Source organism: Streptomyces sp. NPDC001502, from assembly GCF_042894785.1.
Classification (GTDB): domain Bacteria; phylum Actinomycetota; class Actinomycetes; order Streptomycetales; family Streptomycetaceae; genus Streptomyces; species Streptomyces kutzneri.
Genome location: NZ_JBIAVW010000003.1, coordinates 440,268 through 456,868, shown reverse-complemented (window position 1 = coordinate 456,868; position 16,601 = coordinate 440,268). Strand labels below are relative to the sequence as shown.

Here is a 16,601-nt window from a genome sequence, read left to right as displayed (position 1 = left end):
CGGTGGGGGTGGTGGTTCCTGTTTGCGGTGTCACGGGGACGGCGGCGGCCTCCAGGCCGGATCGCGCCCGCTCAGGCCGACGGCCCGCTCCAGCAGCGGGGCGTCGTCCGGTACGGGCACGACCGCCGCGAAAACACCCCCGCCGCGGCCCGCGTCCTGCGCGGCCTCCAGCAGGAACGCGTACGAGACGCGCAGCGCGGCCGGGTCGGGCGCGTACTCCTGGCCGGTGGCCCGGGCCAGGTCCCATCCGTGCACCACCAGCTCACCGGCGGCCACCACGGCGGCGACGGCGCCGGGCAGGTCCACGCCGCCCGCGCGGGTCATCCCGGTCCAGGCCGCCGGGTCCTGCCAGGCAACGGCCAGTTCACCCAGGACCCCGGGCAGCTCCTCACGCCAGCGCGCCGACAGAACAGGCGCCGCCGCTCCGGGAGCCGTGTCGGTCGTCGCGCCCAGGTCCTTGCGGGCGGCATCACGGAAAGCAGCGGCAAGACCCGCGAGGTGACCCAGCAGACCGGCAACCGTGTATCCGGGGCAGGGCGTCCGGCCCGCGAGCCGGGAATCCGGAACAGCAGCCACGAGACCGGCCACGATCCGGACCTGCGGTCCGAGGCCGAACACCGCCCCACCAGTCACCCGCCACTCCCGCCACTCCCGCCGGACGGTGGATCTGCAGCGTAGACCGGCCCCACAGCCCGCACCCCACACAACACGACAGCGACACAACACGACACGGGGCACGGCCCGGCACGGGGCACGGCCCGGCGGGGGCCGGCACGGGGCGCGGCACGGGGCGGGGATCGCCACGGCTCGGCACGGGGCGGCGGGGCGGCGGGGGGGGGGGGATCGGCCCGGCGGGGGGCCGGCACGGGACGGCACGGCACGGGAATCGGCCCGGGGCGGGGATCGGCACAGCGCGGCACGGGGCGGCGGGGCGGCACGGGAATCGGCACGGCGGGCGGCACGGCACGGCACGGCGCGGGGCGGGGCGGCGCGGGGCGGGGCGGCGCGGGGCGGCGGGGCGGGGCACGGGGCGGCACGGCACGGGGCGCGGATCGGCCCGGGGCGGCATGGCGCGGCACGGCACGGGGATCGGCACGGCGGGCGGCGGCGTGGCACGGGGCGGGGCGGGACGGCACAGGCGCGGCGCGGCACGGGGCGCGGCACGGGGGGCGGCCCGGGGGGGCGGCGGGGCACGGGATGGCACGGGCGCGGCCCGGGGCGGGGATCGGCCCGGCGGGCGGCGGCGTGGCACGGGGCGCGGCACGGGAATCGGCACGGCGGGCGGCACGGCGCGGGGCGGGACGCCACGGGCGCGGCACGGGGCGGGGATCGGCCCGGGGCGGCACGGCGCGGGTGGGGATCGGCACGGCGCGGGCGCACCGCGGGGATCGGCACGGGGCGGCACGGCCCGGGGTGGGGTGGCGGGGCCCGGGTCGACGGGCCCGGCGCCGCGACGGAGGATGAGGGACTGTGATGACAGTCCTGCTGGTCGGCATACCCGAGGGCGCGGAGCTGGACCTGCTGCGGTCCCGGATCCAGCGCAACCCCCACTTCCGCGTCATCTCCCACACCCCCACACCCGGCACCGCCCTGGCACACGCCCGGGCCCTGCTCCCCGACATCACCGTCCTCACCCTGCCCGGCAGCCTCCACGACGACCCCGCCGCCCTCGGCGTATTCCACGGAGTACGCGCCCTGGACCCGCCCAGCGGCGTAGTACTCCGCACACGAGCCGAAACAGCCCCCCACGACCTCGGCGTCAACACCACCGACGGAGCCGTCCACCAGGTACGCGCAAGCGACGAGGAAGGACTCATGCGAGCCCTGCACACCATCGGACTACGCCGCACCACCTGCGACCCCGACAAAACACCCTAACCCCCCACCCCCACCCCCACACAGCCCGAACACGGCAGTGGCGGACCAGACACAGCACATGCCGTCGTTGTCGAACGCGGCGATGCGGTCGGCCTCTCGACGAACCCCGCGCCCGGTGGCGTCGCCCGGTGGACGTACTCCAGGACCGCCTGCCTGACGGGGCCCTCGTTCCGGCTCGCCAGCACCTGCTCCACCACAGGCCCACTCCCCGGCTCGGTGTCCACTAGGCCACGAAGCCACGGTCGCCCCGGACGGCGGCGGGCGCTGCCCGGACCTGCCCGGAATGCCGCCCCGGCGCCGGCCGGACGACGGACTACGGATACGGATGCGGATACGGCGAGCACCCCCGGACGGAGCCGGAGTGCGGGCGGGCCGGGGGCGGGACTGCGGGCCGGACTGCGGAGCAGATCGCGGGCAGGACTGCGGAGCGGACCACAGGCCGGGCTGCGGGCGGACCGGGGGCGTACAACCCTGGCGGTAGCCGGGAATCAACTCCTGGCGGGCCGACAGGGGCGGTGGCCGGCCGCTACGTTGTCGCCCGTTCCGCAGCATCCGTGACGGAGGAGCGCCGTATGACCCGTTTGGCCGACGACCCCCGCAGGCGCGTGGTGTGGGGGATATCCCTGGTCCTGATCGCGGTCACCGCGCTCCTGGGGGGAGCGTCCGGCACCGCCGCCACCGCCGGCGCGGCGGGGGCGGGGGGCGAGGGGGCGCCGCCCGTCCCGGTGTTGTCCTGGGGCCCCTGCGACGGGGCGGTGGACGGCTTCGAGTGCGCGACCGCCCGGGTGCCGGTGGACTACCGCCGGCCCGCCGGGCCCACGCTCGCGCTCGCGGTCACCCGCCGGGCGGCGGCCGACCCGGCGCGCCGCACCGGTGTCCTGGTGCTGCATCCCGGCGGGCCCGGCAACTCCGGTGTGAACTTCGCCCGCGGCAGCTACGAGGCGCTGCCCGCCTCCCTGCGCGACGCCTTCGACGTCGTCGGGTACGACATGCGCGGGGTGGCGCGCAGCGGGCAGGTGGAGTGCTGGGACGACAAGGAGTACGCCGCCGCGGTCGACGGTGCGCGCGGTGTGCCCGGGCCGGGGGCCCTGAGGGAGGCCGTGCGCCAGGGCGCCGGCTTCGCCGCCGCCTGCCGGGAACGCTCCGGGGAACTGGTGCCGTTCATCGGCACCGCCTCGAACGCAGGAGACCTCGACCTGCTGAGGCAGGCCCTGGGCGAGGAGACACTGTCCTTCTACGGCCGTTCCTTCGGCAGCTACGTCGGCACCGTCTACGCGGCGCGGTTCCCGGCGCGGGTGCGTGCCATGGTCCTGGACGGGGCCTACGATCCGCGCCGCTACGCGGATGTGCCGTACGCGTACGACGCCGGGCAGTTCACCGCCCTCGACGCGGCTCTCGGCAGGTTCCTGGACTGGTGCGGGGACAACACGGCGGCCTGCGGGTTCGGCGAAGGCCGGCCGCGGCAGGCGTTCGAGGAGCTGAAGCGGGACCTGGACGCGGACCCGGTGATCACCGCGAGCGGGCGCCCGGCCACCGGCTACACCCTGGCCTACCGCCTGATGTTCAACATCAACGCGGGCAAGGAGATCTGGCCCTCTCTGGGGCAGGCGCTGCGGGCGGCCCAGGCGCGGCAGGCCTCGTTCCTGCTGTCGCCTCCCTCGCCCGCGTCGTTCGACTTCCTCAGCGCCAACCTGGCGGTCGAGTGCGCCGACCGCCTCTACCCGCGCAGCCGGCTCCTCCTGGGCGCGCTGGTCGGCGCCGAGACCGCGTCCGCGCCGCTGCTGGGACCCCCGATCGGCCTGGGGCCGCCGACCTACGACCACAACCACGCCCCGGCCTGCGCCCAGTGGCCGGCGGAACGCCCGAGCCGGTTCGAGGGTTCCTACCGGGCGGCGGGTTCCGCCCCGATCCTGGTACTCGGCACGACCGGGGACCCCGACACCCCCTACCAGGACGCCGTAACCCTGGCCGGGACGCTGGACCGCGGAAGGCTGCTGACCTTCGACGCCGAGGGACACACCGCCTACCACCGCAGCGCGTGTGTCAGCGCCCTCGTCGACGACTACCTCACCACTCTGGCACTGCCCCCGCCCGCCACCGTCTGCGCGGACGAGGCTCCCCCGGAACCCTCCGCCCGCCGCACCCCGGTCGGCGAGGCCGACGAGACACGCGACGTAATCCCGGCCCTGCACTGAACCGACCCCGACACGCACCGGCACACGCACCGGCATACGTGCGGGGGCCGCAGCGGGCCGCCACGCCCGCCGCGGCCCCCGCACGCCGCCGAAGCCCCCCGGCCCGTGCCGAACCGGGTGCGGCGGGCCGGTCCTGACGCCCGCTCACCTCACGGCCCGTCAACCACACCCGCCGACACCGGCATTCCCGCCTCCCACCATCCTCACTGGAGCATTCAGCTCCAATTCATTGCAACGAACTAGGGGAATACTGTTGCGTTAAGCTCGAAATCATTGCAATGAAATCACCGCTATGACCTGCAGATATGCAGTTTTCAAGCAACGAATGCGTTGTCGAATCTTCGAACGCAACGTAGCTTTTCGTTCATCAGAAACCGCGGGGCGCGCAGGGCGCAGCCGCTGATGAAGGAGAAGCACGATGCAGAAGTTCGCCACCGTCGCCCCGATCGCCGCCGTCTTGGACGTCCCCGCCGCGCTCATCCGGTTCATCGCCGCCGATCGCGCCGACACCACCGTCGAGATCCTCCCCGCCGACGCCTCCAAGGGCCGCGACGTGAAGGCCGCCGGGCAGACCACCGCCGAGTACAAGGACGGCGTCCTGCGGATCACCACCGCACCCGCGGAAAACCGGATCCTCGGCAACCCCGGATCCGTCGAGATCACCGTCCAGCTGCCCGCCGGCTCCCGCGTGGAGGCGAAGACCGCGGCCGCCGAGTTCCGCGGCGTCGGCCGCCTCGGCGACGTCACCTTCGAAGCCGCCCAGGCCACCGTCAGCCTCGACGAGACCGCGAGCGCCCACCTCACCCTGATGGCCGGCGACATCCGCATCGGACGCCTGGACGGCCCCGCCCGCATCACCACCCAGAAGGGCGACCTCCACATCACCGAAGCCGTCCACGGCACCGTCGAACTGTCCACCCAGGCAGGCGACATCACCGTCGGCACCGCCCCCGGCATCTCCGCCACCCTCGACGCCGGCACCGCCCACGGCCGGATCAACAACGCCCTCACCAACACCGACGGCCCCACCGCCCGCCTCACCATCCGCGCCACCACCACCCACGGCAACATCACCGCCCGCAGCAACTGACCCACCACTACCACCACAGGGACCCCCAGAACTGCCGCACCCCCGATCCCGGGGGGCGCGGCATGCCGGACGGCACAGGCCGGAACCACCGCACACCGATGACGAACCGCACACGCCGGAACCGGAACCGGCCGACACGCGAACGCCGGCCGCTCCCCCGCCCCGAACAGACCCGGACCGGCCAGACCCGGACCGTACGGGCACGTCCTTCCACCCCGGCAACGGATCCACCGCGGACCCGTCGATGCCAGACCCCCCCGACACGCACAAACCGGGACCGCCCGCCCGCCCGCCCGCACAACACCCCCACCTCAACGCCCGCTCCACGGAAACCCACGACGGCGCCGGCGACCCGACCTCCAGGCCTGGGCCCGCATCCCCCAACACGGGCCCCGACCACCAACCGGCACGCAGATGACCCTCATCCACGGCAGACGGACAACCAGACCCACCCCGACCACACACCACGCCTCACCCACCCGCCACCCGCCCATCACGATCAGCCCCGAACCCCTCCGCGCACAGTTCACCCGAGCCACCCCGACACACCCGCCCGCCCCCGGTACAGCCGCCCGCCCGCGACCGCCCGGGCACGGCTGCCCAGGTACGGCCCGCCCGCCGGGAGGAGGCAGGCGGGGGGCGGGGGCCAGCGGGCGGCGGCCCGGTCGGCCGGCAGCGCGAACGGGGCGACACAGGCAGGCCAACCGCTTCAGCTCCACCACCGTCACACCGAACGCGGCCGCGAACGCCCTGACCGCGGCCGCCGGACCCGGCCCGTCGCACAGCGAGCACAACCGCATGGCAACGGCGAACCCCACCCGGCCAGGACCACGAAACACGGCGCCAAACCCCGCCGATGCACTGCCAGGCGCAGGACGCCGACCCGGGACACAGCAGATACTCAACAGCACCCCCGGCGAGGAACCCGAACACACCGCCGGCCAGGACGAAATCGCGGCCGCGCCGACGACAACCGGGCCAGGTCGCCGACGGGCCTCGGGCCGGAGGCCGTCCCCGGCCGGACCGCCTCCTGACAGGACATCCCTCGGACAGACCGGCGGAGCGGCTGCCGCCCCGGCCGACTCCGGCACCTCTTCACGTACAGGGCGGCCGGGCATCCGCGGCAGGAACCGTACGGCCCGATGGCGGTGGCGGAGGGTCGGCCGGTCCGGGACGGGGCGGCGTAGCCAGCGGCAAGGGATACGGGCCGCGCCGCGTTCCGGATCCGGCCGGACCCGGAACGCCCTGGGCCGTCGGGCAGTCCTTCGGGCAGTCCGTGCCAACGCCCGGCGCGACGGCTCCGCGCCCGAAGCGGGCGCGGGGAGATGTCCACCGCTGGTGAGGATCCCGGCCGGCAGGTCCGCCGGCCGAACAGGCCGGACGGGAACGTTCCCCGCTCCTGTTCCGGCCCGCACCCACACCCGCCCGCCCGCCTGTCCGCCTGTCCGGGGCCGGACCCGGGCGGGTGGCGGCGGACACGTCCACCCGTTCGGGCGGCCGCCGGGGTCCGCCGCGCGACGGCCGTCCATACGGCCGTCCCGGGGAGCGGTGCCCGCACGGCAAAGGGGCCTTCGGGGGGGAGCCCCCCGAAGGCCCCTTCCCATGGTGCGGGTGGCGACTCAGGCCGTCGCACGACGGCGTCGGCCGGTACCGGCCACCCACACCCCACCGCCGCCCGTGGCCCTCAGGCCCTTTGACCTCAAGCGGACTTGATGTTTTACACATGGAGTCATGACCACTCCTCTGCGTACCGCTCTCGTCGTCGGCAGCACCCGGCAAGGCCGGTTCGGCCCCACCGTCGCCCGCTGGTTCGAAGCCGTAGCCGCCGCCCGCACCGACATCGAACTCACCGTCGCCGACCTCGCGGACGCCGACCTACGGGCACACTGGACCACCGACCTCACACCCCGCGGCCGCGCATTCGCCGAACACCTCGCCGGAGCGGACGCCTACGTGGTCCTCACCCCCGAGTACAACCACTCGTTCCCTGCCTCCCTGAAACAGGCCATCGACATCACCGGACCCATCTGGCGGCGCAAGCCTGTCGGATTCGTGTCCTACGGCGGCCTCTCGGGCGGCCTGCGCGCCGTCGAGCAGCTCCGCCCCGTCTTCGCCGAACTCCACGCCACCACACTTCGCGAGACCGTCAGCTTCCACCAGTTCCCCTTCGACGAAACCGGAACGCCCCACGACACCGACACCGCCGCGCAAGCCGCAACAGTCCTCCTCGACGACCTCCACTGGTGGGGCCACGCCCTACGCACAGCACGCCAACACGACGAGACACTGGGTGAAACCGCCTGACAAACCCGAACCGCCCCTTCAGCGACGTTCGTCGTAGCGGGTGGCGGCTGCCCGGTGCCGTTCGAGGCGGCTGACGGCCCGTTCGACGGTGTCGCGTTTCTTGTCGCGCTCTGCGCCGAAGCCCCGTGGCCGTCCGCCGCGCAAGCCTTCGCGCAGGCGGGCGGCCCGGCTGTCACTCTGCTCGGGAACGGTGTGTCGGATGCCGCGGCTGCGCAGGTACTCGTGGCAGGGCCCGCTGCTGCAGGCCTTGTCGGGCGCCACGCTGTCAGGCCTCTTGCGGCTCATGACCGGGCCCGGGCTCCAGGACGCCTCTCCAGGAGCGGGCCTGAAACGGGTGCAGTCCCGCCCGCCGACCCGGTGTGACGGCCAGGGACAGCGGGCGGCAGCGGCCATCGGTGCGCAAGCGGAGCTCGGTGGTGAACCCGCCGCGCGGGCAGCCCAGACCCCCACCTCCCGCACCACCTCAACCAGGCGTGCGCGGAGGCCCTGCCGCCCGCCGCTGCGCCGATGTTCTGCCCACCGGGCCCCCTCCAAGGCAGGGCCCGCGGCGGACCGCACCTGCCGGAACAGCCGCCCCGGCATCACTCACACCACCCCGCCTCAATCCCACAACGACCCGACCCCGCCACCCCGCCGGTCCCAGGCTCAGGTAGCAACGGCACGGGGCAGCGCGGGGCCGCGCAGGACATCCAGACGCGCCTGCGCCAGCCGCAGATGACGGGGGTCCAGGGCGGGCAGGGCCCCCAGCAGAGCGACCAGTTCGGGCCCCGACTCCACCGCCGAAGCCCGGTCCCGGACCTGGGACCAGCAGTACAGCGCCCCCGCTGCCGCGGCATAAACCTCGGGAGCAGCCGCCCCCTGACCGGCCAGCCGGACCCGGCAGGCCCCCATCCACAACCCCGTCGCCGGCAGGAAATCACCCGCCATCCGAGCCAGATCCGCACGGATCTCCACCCACTGGACCGCCTCCGGCGAGGAGAACCCATACAGCTGCCGGACGTGCTCCTCCCAGGCACCGGCCAGAGCAGCCGCCTCCGAATGACGGCCCTCGGTCGCCAACGCATGGATGTAAGGCCGCGGATCCCCGCCAAGATCCCCACCCGGATCCCCACCCGCGGGCGGGGCGGCCGGCCCACCCCCGTCCTGCCACCATTCCCGCCGGTCCGCCCCCGGCCGGCCCGGCTGCTGCGGCTGCGGCTGCGGCTGCGGCTGCGGCTGCGGCTGCGGGCCGGAACGCATGCCCAGCTCGCGGGCGGTCGGCAGGACCAGCGCACCCGGTGGAAGACCCGCCGCCCCCGCCGCCAGAGCGTGCACCTGCACGTCGGCCGGCCGGACCGGACCGCGGCGCAACTGCTCGATCCAGTGCCGCGTGTAACCGCTGACCGCGCCGTTCCCCGCCGCGAAACCCGGCGGGGACACCACCCCGACCACTACCCCACCCGGCAAGCCCGGCAGACCACCCCACTCCTGGAGCAACGACCAGGCCTCCCTGTCCGCCACCAGATCGACGAGCACCCTCGTCGACCCGGCAGGACGAGCCCGCAACTCACCCACCACCCAGTCCCACGGCACAGCCGTGTAACGCACGGCTGCCCGCGCCGTCCCCGCCAAAGCCAGAAACAGACCGCGGCCACGCCGGCCGGCCGTGAGCCGACCCGAGAGATAGACGAACAACGGACCCGGAGTCACAGCCGCCGCACGCAACCGCACCAACACCGTGTTCGGATCACACACCCCGTCCAGACACACCGTGTCGGTGGGGAGTTCGCTCCCCAGCAACACCGAAGCCGGCACCATCCCAAGGGCCGCAACATTCGCGCTGGGGGCGAGATGCACCGCCCGGCGGGACACCGCCGCATCCCCCGCCACGAGAAGGACATGACCCCGCTGCTGCCCCGGACCGATCAAGTACATGAACAGACCGTACCCACCCCACTGACACCGCCACCACCGACCGCCACCGGACGGGCCCCCACACACGGACAGAACGACACACAGGCGTACGCGCCCGACCGGGCGGGCAGGCCGGGCGGGCGGACGGGCCGCCGATCCGCCGATTCACCGAGAACGAGGCGGGGCGCCATGCCCACCGGTTACCTGGTCTACCCTCGGTCGGATGATCGAGTACGTGAACCAACTCGGCCCCGGCGCACCGCGGATCGGGCCGCCGCCCGCGGGCACGGCCGCCTCGGTGTGGTCCCTGGACACCACCGCGGACACGGTCGGCGGGTACCGCGTCGAGGAGGCGTACGCCGTCCTGGACGCCGGGGAACGCGAGAAGGCCGCACGGCTGGTGCTGCCCGGCCACCGCCACCGCTACCTCGCCTCGCACCTGGCACTGCGGGTCCTGCTCGCCGCCCGCCTCGGCTTGGCGCCAGACAAGGTCACTCTGGTCAGGGAGGACTGCCCGTGCTGCGGCGGCCCCCACGGCCGTCCCGCCGTCGCCGGCGGTGGCATCCATTTCTCCCTCTCCCACAGCGGCGACCTGGCCTACCTCGCCTTCGCCGCCGTCCCGGTCGGCGTGGACGTCGAGGAGACACCCGGCGCGGACGCCGTCGCCGATGTCCTGGGCTCCCTGCACCCGGCGGAAACCGCCGAACTGACCGCCCTCGCACCACCACGGCGGCCCGCCGCCCTCGCCCGCCTGTGGTCCCGTAAGGAGGCCTGCCTCAAGGCCGCCGGCACCGGACTCGCCCTCGGCACGGCCGAACCGTACGTCGGCTCCGCCCCCGCCCCGGCACCGGTGACGGGCTGGATCCTCACCGACCTGCCCGCCCCCGACGGCTACGCCGCTGCCCTCGCCGTCGCCGACCACCGCCATGAGCAGGGGAACCCGGCATGATGATCACCGTGCCGAGCGGACACGTCACCCTCTCGGACCGCCGCACCGAACGCACCTGGACCGTCGAGGTCGCCGCCTACCGCCTCGCGGCGTACCCGCTCACCCAGGCCGCCTACGCACAGCTCACCGGAACACACCCCGGCAGCACACAAGCCGGGCAGGACGGCGGACGGCTCCCGGCGCACAGCCTGTCGTGGTGGGACGCCGTCCGGTACTGCAACGCCCTGTCCCGGCAGGAAGGACTGACCCCCGCCTACCAGCTCCCCCGCACCACCGACATGGCGGACGCCGGGGACGCTGAGGAGGCCGACGTCGCGTGGGACCGGGACGCGGACGGCTACCGGCTGCCGACCGAGGCCGAATGGGAACACGCCTGCCGGGCCGGCACCACCGGCCCCCGCTACGGCCCCCTCGACGACATCGCCTGGCACCGCGGGAACTCCCGGGAACGCATCCACGAGGTCGCCGGCCGCCGCCCCAACCCCTGGGGCCTGTACGACATGCTCGGCAACGTCTGGGAATGGTGCTGGGACTTCTACGACCCCGCGGTGTACGGCACCTACCGGGTGCTACGCGGCGGCGGCTGGTTCGACGAACACTGGAGCTGCCGCGCCTCGGTACGCCGGCGCAGCCACCCCACACTCCAGATCGAGGACGTGGGACTACGCCTCGCCCGCACCCTGAGGCCCTGACCAGCCACCCGCCCGCCCTCCTTGGCGCACGCCAGCCACGGAAAGCCCCGACAAGGACCGCTGCACCAGCCCCGACCCGGCACCTGTGACGGCAGGGCCGTCCTGCTGAATGGCAGGACGTCCACCCACGGGCGGCGGACGGCCATCAGGTGCCTGCCAGGCAGCCTCCTGGCGCACCACCCGGCGGTGCACTCCATAGCGTCGAGTCAGGCTCCGAACCGAGGCGTTCTCCGGCCTCCGGTCACGACGAATCCGCTCGAACAACTCAACACGCGGCAACGGCCGCCCTCCTGACACGGCCGTGATCAACCCTCACAGCGTGGTCCCGGCCCCGAACCGGGTCGGTCCGCCACCACTCCAAACGAGTGCACCACTGCCCTTCCGACAGCGGTCACGAGGATTTCCTCAGGGACGGCCGGTTGCGGACGGGACGTTGAGCACCTTCGGTGGGTTGACCAGGAGAGTCGGATTCGGGTCTAGGGCGGTGACCCGGCAAGGTTTGCCGGGTCACCGCCCTAGCCGCGGAGGGCCTTGCGTATGAAGTCGCCGAACTCGGCGGGGTGCGTGGTCATGCCGGTGTGCCCGCCGGGGAGGTGCAGGAGTTCGATGCCGAGGCGCTCGGCCAGGAAGGCGGCCGGACGGTAGGGAAGCTCACCGCGTGAGTCCTGGCCGCAGGCGAGCACGAGCCGGTCCGACAGGGCCTCCAGCCGGTGGATGTCCGGGGTGTAGGACATGAAACCGGGCACGATGCGCCCGACGAAGTACGGCAGGTTGGCCATCGTCTGCTCGGCCCGCGCCGCTGCCTGCGGTGGGAGCTCGATCTCGGCCTTCGGCTCGGTGGTGGCGCCGTCCTTCTTCAGTCCCGCAGCGAACATTGCCATCGCCGGCATGAGCCCCTGTGTGCGGAAGGTCTCCTGCACGCGCGCCACGAGTGCGCGATGTTCGAAGGCGTCGGGCAGGACCTCCACCACCGGCGGCTCGTGCGCCACGAGGCGTTCGACGCGTTCGGGATGGGCGGCGAGCAGGTGCAGGGCGGCGATCGCGCCCGAACTGGCGCCGAACACCCGGGCGGGCTCACCGGGCGACAGCAGTTCCAGCATCCGGAACGCGTCGTCAGCGTGCTCGGCCACTCGCTGTTCGGCCTCGGGGTCGTCCAGCGTGCTCCGGGACATGCCACGCGGGTCGTAGGTCGCGACGGTGTACTCGCCGGCCAGGCCGTCGGCGATGCCGTCGAAGGAGGCCGCGCCACCCGCCCCTCCGGGTATCAGCAGCAGGAGCGGTCCCTGGCCGCGTACTTCGTAATGCAGGGTCGCGCCGTTCACGCGCAGGCTACCGATGGTCGGGGCGATCATGAGGAGTCTCCTTCTCGGGACGGGGGCCAGTGCTCCAGGAGGGTGTGCAGGGCGTCGAGGGCGCGGACCCAGGACTGCTGCGGCGAACGCTCGTGTGCGAAGCCGCCCGCGGCCTCCAAGGCGACGAACCCGTGGAACGTGCTGCGCAGCAACCTGACCGCGTCGGTCAGGTCGGGCTCGGCCAGTCCGTAGCCGCGCAGCATGCCGTAGGTCAGCTCGACCGCGCGCCGCGGTCCGGAGGCTTTCGCGGCCAGCTCAGGGTCGATCTGAATCGGGGTCTGCGTCGCCATGTAGCGCCCCGGATGCTCGTGGGCGTACTCCCTCCAGGCATTGGCGAACGCGACCAGTGCGTCCTTGCACGCCCGCCCGGCGGTCGCCTCCGCGATACGGATGGTCTTCTCGTCCGCCGCCAGCAGCGCGATCCGTCCGCGCAGATCCTCCAGACTGCGGACGTGCGTGTAGAGGCTCGCATCCTTCACGCCCAGCCGTCGCGCCACCTGCGACATGGTCACCTGGTCCAGCCCGACCTCGTCCGCCAACTCGGCGCCCGCGATCGTCACCCGCTCCGCCGTCAGTCCTGCCCGCGCCATGCGCCCTCCCCTGATCCTAGGATCACTAGGTATAACCTAGGGGTCCTAGGAATGACAAACAGGAGGCCCGTTCACACAGGTACCGCTGATGCGGATGGCTCACCGCGCTCGGCCGCCGCCGGACATGCTTCTTCCGGCTTCCCCACTCACCGGCCTTCGCCGGCAGATGCCCCGCCCCGCCTGCACGTGGTGGTCGGGTATAGCGCGAGGATCCGCGGCGGCCAGGCAGCTCTCCGCCAAGCGGCCGCGAGCGGGGAGACGGAACCGGCCACCAACAACCGGCCAGATGAGGCCACTTCGAACCGCTCCTCGGTCGGTGCCAGACGAAGCCGTAGAGGCGGGGCCGGGAAAGGACGTCCTGGACACCCGCGGCCGCGCGCCCCCCTTCAGAGCCGGCCAGCCCGGACGACTCTCCTTCGTGGCCAGCGCCTCATCCTCCGACGAGGCCAGGACGACCCTCTCGGCGCCACGCGAGAACGCCCAGGCAGCCACGGTGACGACTGATGCCGACGGACGATCCAGCTGCCGCCGCCGGGGGTCTCGGGGCACGTCGGTGCCGCCATTCGGCATCGACACGTGCCTCACCGGAACCGGAACCGGAACCGGACTCGACCTGACGGCAGCAGAGCGGCAAGCTGAGTGACCGTCGGTTTCGGAATACCTGATTCCGGGGACGGTGTCCCAGCATCGCCGTAATTGTCCCGCGCCATGACGGCGCCTCACGTGATAGCCGAGGGAGACCATGGGCTGGAAGAAGGCCAGACGTCGGACGGCCACGTCGGCCGCTCTTGCCGGAGTAGTCGCCCTCGTCCTGGCAGCTCCGCCTTCGGTCGGCGCCGAGCCCGGGAGCGGGACCGCGCCGCTGTCCGGGGCTGTGGCCGCGGCCGTGGCCGTGCCCTCGCAGCAGAACGCCTCCCCGACGCCGCCTCCGCCCCGACTCCCCCGCGACTTCCGCGGCAAGGGCAAATGGATCGTCCGCGACCTGGACATCACAGTGCCGTTCACCTGGGAGGGCAGGGACGGCGACAGCCAGATGACCGCAGGAGGCCCGCAGTACCCGATCTGGTTCACCAACCTGATCTACCACGACACGCTCTACACGCTGACATACAAATGGCCGGGTCTGAACGAGCATCCCTGCTCACGCATCCCAGGCTTCAACCTGGAGGCACTGAACCAGGGGTTCGAGAACGCCCGGTTCGTCGGGCCGGAGACCCTGCGGCGCACCCCGCAGCGGCGCGTGAACCACTGGAGGGTGGGCGTGGTCTTCCCGAACCTGCCTCCCGGGAACTATCCGCGTCTACCGCTCGCGCTGGGCGACATCTACGTCGACGAGAACAACCGAGGCACTTTCTGGCAGGTACTGCAGTTCGGTGTCCAGAACCTCTACGACCCCGCGCTGGACGAGTGGCTGGTCATGGACACCTTCGAGCACCGGCCCGGGACCGTGACGCTTCCCCGGCGGTGCGAACCGCCCGGGTGAACGTGGCCCGGCTCAGGCCGACCGCGCGCTGTCAGACTCGGCAGCCGGACCACGCCGGGGCGGGCAATGACGAGGTCGCGCCACGGTTCGGACGTGTCGTCCACGGTGTTGCCGGAGGCCCTGGCGCAGGCGACGGCGACGCCGTGGCGAAGTGTTCGTTGCGGGTCGGCAGCGGGCGCAGGAGCACTACCTGCTCCAGAAGCGCTGCGGCCCGCCAATGCACGCTGGGTGCACCGGTGCACGATCCTTCGGCGCAGGCGCAGGCGTTCAGCGGCCGTCGCGCCTCAAGGCCCACCGGGATGGTGGCGTACGAGTCACCTTTGCGTGACGCGAAATCGTCGACCCCCGGCACCCTGACCTGCCCGCCTGCGGGGTCGGGGAGCTTGAGGCTGTCAATGCTCCGTGAAAACCGACCCCCGCAGAGTCCGGGAAAGTTGACCCCGCTCCTGTAGCGCGGCCCTGTGGGAACCGCTCGGGATAGTGTTCGGCCGTGAGTCTTGAACAGCTGCGCGGCCACTTCTACTGGCTGACGTCGATCGTCATTCGGACCGATCTGGAACCAAGCGAGGCTGTCATCGAGCTGAGCTCGGAGAGCGCGAGTGCGAGGCTCCGCCTTTTGGGCATCGTGCATGCGAGGGCCGACCTGTCCGGCCCGGATGTGGACTTCGTGGACGAGGTCGTCGTGCGGGAGCTGCCCCAGCTCGGCCCGTGGCCGGTCGAGGCCCGCCACCTTCTGCAGCACCACAACAACCGCTGTGCGCTGCAGTGGTTGACCATCATCGGTCCCAGCGAAGTGGAGATCCTGGCTGAGGAGTTCAGCGACGCCTAACGTTCAGTCCCGTCCGGCGCGGTCCTTCGCCAGGAGCCCGCGTCGCTGGCGGGTGCGGTAGGAGCCGCCGGTCAGGGTGAGGACTTCGGCGTGGTGGACCAGGCGATCGATCATCGCGGCCGCGACGACAACGACGGTGTGCTTTTGGCCTTGTCACCGAATGCCATGCCGAGGATCAAGATGGCGAGGAAGGCTGGGCTGAGCTGTATCCCGATGGGCTGGGCTTCTCGGCTCCATGGGATGGCCAGTACGACACCTGACAGACCAGGCGGTCAGCCAAGCCGAGCGGTCACAACGCCGTGTGCCGGCGGAGGAGCGGCTGGAGCGCCTCCGGGAGGTACTTCTTCGTCCAGTCGACGAGCTGACCGGCGTAGGCGGAGTCGGCCCAGACGATGGTGATCTCGGGGTGCATGGGGTCCTCGGGCTCTGGTCCACTTCCTGCGGTAGGTCCAAGCTCGGGTCCGGTCGCCTGACGGGCTGACTGTCGACGGTGAGTGTCATGATCGGTCGTATGGGAGCTCTCTTCGGCTACTACGCCGCTGCTGATGACGAAGACGCCGTTCGGGCTGTGGTCCGTGAGGACGGCCGGCCAATCGGAGCGGGATATGACTCATTCGTGGTCAAGGGTGTCGATCCCGTGGTCGAGCTGCTGCCGGCCGAGGTGCTCGTTACCGGGAGAACGGCCGATGCCATTGAGGCCGACCCTCGGCATGGGCATTTGGTCGGGATGGTGGGTGACGGCGAAGTCGTCAGCCTGTCACTCACAGACTCCTTCTCTGACTCCCTCGCCCGTTTCGATCGGAAGCAACTGGCCGAAGTGGCCAGCAGTTGGGCTGCGTCGGGTGTCTTCAGTGCTCGGCCGGACCCGAGCGGGCTCACGGGCTTCCTGGAAGGTCTTGCTGCTCTTGCAGAGAGGTCGGCCGTTCACGGCCACCGGTTGTACTGCTGGATCAGTGTGTAACGATGCGCGACTCAGTCCGCCAACCGGACACGCTTCCGCAGCAGATTGAGGCCAGCTCGACCGTACATCTGGCGCCTCGGCATCTTGATCCGGTTGGCATGCCCTTCTAAGACTCCAGAGTCCGAACACCGGCCTCCAGTGGGAAGACCCCTCCGATCTGACCGGCAGCCGCCGACGGCGCATGGTGCCGTTCATTTCGCCGGTGCACGGCAGGCAGTGAGTGGCAGGCAGTGAGTGGCAGGCCGACCCCGCCGCCGGGCAACGGGCGTGAACCGGGCGGGTCGTACGGGCGCCTGGGGTACTCCTTCCGGATCTTCGCCGCGGTCCCGGGCGGGCGGTGCAGTGCGCGCCGTGGACATACCCGAGTGGTACGTCTGGATCGCTC

14 protein-coding genes and 2 pseudogenes are annotated in these 16,601 nt (G+C 72.4%); 9 read left to right on the top strand and 7 right to left on the bottom strand.

Annotated features, from left to right (window positions below; all coding sequences use genetic code 11):
* Positions 1 to 30: 30 nt before the first annotated feature.
* Complete coding sequence (locus ACFY0D_RS06905; protein ID WP_390797345.1) at positions 31 to 633, bottom strand: TIGR03086 family metal-binding protein; 603 nt, start codon at positions 631 to 633, stop codon at positions 31 to 33.
* Between the two features lie 840 nt (positions 634 to 1,473).
* Here ACFY0D_RS06905 and ACFY0D_RS06900 point away from each other — a divergent pair.
* The 4 genes from ACFY0D_RS06900 to ACFY0D_RS06885 all read left to right on the top strand — a co-directional run bounded on the left by ACFY0D_RS06900 (position 1,474) and on the right by ACFY0D_RS06885 (position 7,467).
* Positions 1,474 to 1,878: a hypothetical protein gene (locus tag ACFY0D_RS06900; RefSeq protein ID WP_390797344.1), complete on the top strand. Its 405-nt coding sequence runs from the start codon at positions 1,474 to 1,476 to the stop codon at positions 1,876 to 1,878.
* 572 nt (positions 1,879 to 2,450) lie between these two features.
* The gene (locus ACFY0D_RS06895) at positions 2,451 to 4,073 is read left to right on the top strand and encodes an alpha/beta hydrolase (RefSeq protein WP_390797343.1); all 1,623 of its coding nucleotides are present in this window, start codon (positions 2,451 to 2,453) and stop codon (positions 4,071 to 4,073) included.
* Positions 4,074 to 4,491: 418 nt separating this feature from the next.
* On the top strand, positions 4,492 to 5,163 hold the full coding sequence (locus ACFY0D_RS06890) for a DUF4097 family beta strand repeat-containing protein (RefSeq protein ID WP_390797342.1): 672 nt from the start codon (positions 4,492 to 4,494) through the stop codon (positions 5,161 to 5,163).
* A 1,731-nt stretch (positions 5,164 to 6,894) separates the two neighbouring features.
* Positions 6,895 to 7,467 carry an NADPH-dependent FMN reductase gene (locus ACFY0D_RS06885; RefSeq protein WP_390797341.1) on the top strand — a complete coding sequence of 191 codons (573 nt, stop codon included), beginning with the start codon at positions 6,895 to 6,897 and terminating at the stop codon, positions 7,465 to 7,467.
* 18 nt (positions 7,468 to 7,485) lie between these two features.
* On the opposite strand, the gene ACFY0D_RS06880 is transcribed toward ACFY0D_RS06885, so the two are convergent.
* Positions 7,486 to 7,752: a hypothetical protein gene (locus ACFY0D_RS06880; protein ID WP_390797340.1), complete on the bottom strand. Its 267-nt coding sequence runs from the start codon at positions 7,750 to 7,752 to the stop codon at positions 7,486 to 7,488.
* Positions 7,753 to 8,112: 360 nt separating this feature from the next.
* Complete coding sequence (locus ACFY0D_RS06875) at positions 8,113 to 9,381, bottom strand: hypothetical protein (protein ID WP_390797339.1); 1,269 nt, start codon at positions 9,379 to 9,381, stop codon at positions 8,113 to 8,115.
* Positions 9,382 to 9,583: 202 nt separating this feature from the next.
* Between ACFY0D_RS06875 and ACFY0D_RS06870 the strand changes: the two genes are divergently transcribed.
* Both ACFY0D_RS06870 and ACFY0D_RS06865 read left to right on the top strand, forming a co-directional pair.
* Positions 9,584 to 10,309 carry a 4'-phosphopantetheinyl transferase family protein gene (locus tag ACFY0D_RS06870; protein WP_390797338.1) on the top strand — a complete coding sequence of 242 codons (726 nt, stop codon included), beginning with the start codon at positions 9,584 to 9,586 and terminating at the stop codon, positions 10,307 to 10,309.
* On the top strand, positions 10,309 to 11,001 hold the full coding sequence (locus ACFY0D_RS06865; protein WP_390797419.1) for a formylglycine-generating enzyme family protein: 693 nt from the start codon (positions 10,309 to 10,311) through the stop codon (positions 10,999 to 11,001). The genes ACFY0D_RS06870 and ACFY0D_RS06865 overlap by 1 nt, the downstream gene beginning before the upstream one ends.
* A 515-nt stretch (positions 11,002 to 11,516) precedes the next feature.
* Here the strand turns inward: ACFY0D_RS06865 and ACFY0D_RS06860 are convergent.
* Both ACFY0D_RS06860 and ACFY0D_RS06855 read right to left on the bottom strand, forming a co-directional pair.
* The gene (locus ACFY0D_RS06860) at positions 11,517 to 12,353 is read right to left on the bottom strand and encodes an alpha/beta fold hydrolase (protein WP_390797337.1); all 837 of its coding nucleotides are present in this window, start codon (positions 12,351 to 12,353) and stop codon (positions 11,517 to 11,519) included.
* Positions 12,350 to 12,943: a TetR/AcrR family transcriptional regulator gene (locus ACFY0D_RS06855; protein WP_390797336.1), complete on the bottom strand. Its 594-nt coding sequence runs from the start codon at positions 12,941 to 12,943 to the stop codon at positions 12,350 to 12,352. The genes ACFY0D_RS06860 and ACFY0D_RS06855 overlap by 4 nt, the downstream gene beginning before the upstream one ends.
* 742 nt (positions 12,944 to 13,685) lie before the next feature.
* Here ACFY0D_RS06855 and ACFY0D_RS06850 point away from each other — a divergent pair.
* Together ACFY0D_RS06850 and ACFY0D_RS06845 are read left to right on the top strand one after the other, a co-directional pair.
* The gene (locus tag ACFY0D_RS06850; protein ID WP_390797335.1) at positions 13,686 to 14,426 is read left to right on the top strand and encodes a hypothetical protein; all 741 of its coding nucleotides are present in this window, start codon (positions 13,686 to 13,688) and stop codon (positions 14,424 to 14,426) included.
* 490 nt (positions 14,427 to 14,916) lie between these two features.
* Complete coding sequence (locus ACFY0D_RS06845; protein WP_390797334.1) at positions 14,917 to 15,255, top strand: hypothetical protein; 339 nt, start codon at positions 14,917 to 14,919, stop codon at positions 15,253 to 15,255.
* Between the two features lie 3 nt (positions 15,256 to 15,258).
* On the opposite strand, the pseudogene ACFY0D_RS06840 reads toward ACFY0D_RS06845, so the two are convergent.
* A pseudogene (locus ACFY0D_RS06840) lies at positions 15,259 to 15,372 on the bottom strand (ATP-binding protein); the annotation flags it as partial.
* 190 nt (positions 15,373 to 15,562) lie between these two features.
* Positions 15,563 to 15,664 (bottom strand): annotated as a pseudogene (locus ACFY0D_RS06835) (IS5/IS1182 family transposase); the annotation flags it as partial.
* Positions 15,665 to 15,766: 102 nt separating this feature from the next.
* On the opposite strand from ACFY0D_RS06835, the gene ACFY0D_RS06830 reads away from it, so the two are divergent.
* Entirely contained in the window at positions 15,767 to 16,216 is a 450-nt protein-coding gene (locus ACFY0D_RS06830) for a hypothetical protein (protein WP_390797333.1), read from the top strand.
* The last annotated feature ends 385 nt before the right edge of the window (positions 16,217 to 16,601 follow it).

What these genes read in the sequence shown, in the direction of transcription:
- ACFY0D_RS06880 (WP_390797340.1), bottom strand. Translation starts at nt 7,752, where the DNA reads ATGAGCCGCAAGAGGCCTGACAGCGTGGCGCCCGACAAGGCCTGCAGC.
- ACFY0D_RS06900 (WP_390797344.1), top strand. Translation starts at nt 1,474, where the DNA reads ATGACAGTCCTGCTGGTCGGCATACCCGAGGGCGCGGAGCTGGACCTG.
- ACFY0D_RS06830 (WP_390797333.1), top strand. Translation starts at nt 15,767, where the DNA reads ATGGGAGCTCTCTTCGGCTACTACGCCGCTGCTGATGACGAAGACGCC.
- ACFY0D_RS06870 (WP_390797338.1), top strand. Translation starts at nt 9,584, where the DNA reads ATGATCGAGTACGTGAACCAACTCGGCCCCGGCGCACCGCGGATCGGG.
- ACFY0D_RS06890 (WP_390797342.1), top strand. Translation starts at nt 4,492, where the DNA reads ATGCAGAAGTTCGCCACCGTCGCCCCGATCGCCGCCGTCTTGGACGTC.
- ACFY0D_RS06865 (WP_390797419.1), top strand. Translation starts at nt 10,309, where the DNA reads ATGATCACCGTGCCGAGCGGACACGTCACCCTCTCGGACCGCCGCACC.
- ACFY0D_RS06895 (WP_390797343.1), top strand. Translation starts at nt 2,451, where the DNA reads ATGACCCGTTTGGCCGACGACCCCCGCAGGCGCGTGGTGTGGGGGATA.
- ACFY0D_RS06855 (WP_390797336.1), bottom strand. Translation starts at nt 12,943, where the DNA reads ATGGCGCGGGCAGGACTGACGGCGGAGCGGGTGACGATCGCGGGCGCC.
- ACFY0D_RS06850 (WP_390797335.1), top strand. Translation starts at nt 13,686, where the DNA reads ATGGGCTGGAAGAAGGCCAGACGTCGGACGGCCACGTCGGCCGCTCTT.
- ACFY0D_RS06885 (WP_390797341.1), top strand. Translation starts at nt 6,895, where the DNA reads ATGACCACTCCTCTGCGTACCGCTCTCGTCGTCGGCAGCACCCGGCAA.
- ACFY0D_RS06860 (WP_390797337.1), bottom strand. Translation starts at nt 12,353, where the DNA reads ATGATCGCCCCGACCATCGGTAGCCTGCGCGTGAACGGCGCGACCCTG.
- ACFY0D_RS06875 (WP_390797339.1), bottom strand. Translation starts at nt 9,381, where the DNA reads ATGTACTTGATCGGTCCGGGGCAGCAGCGGGGTCATGTCCTTCTCGTG.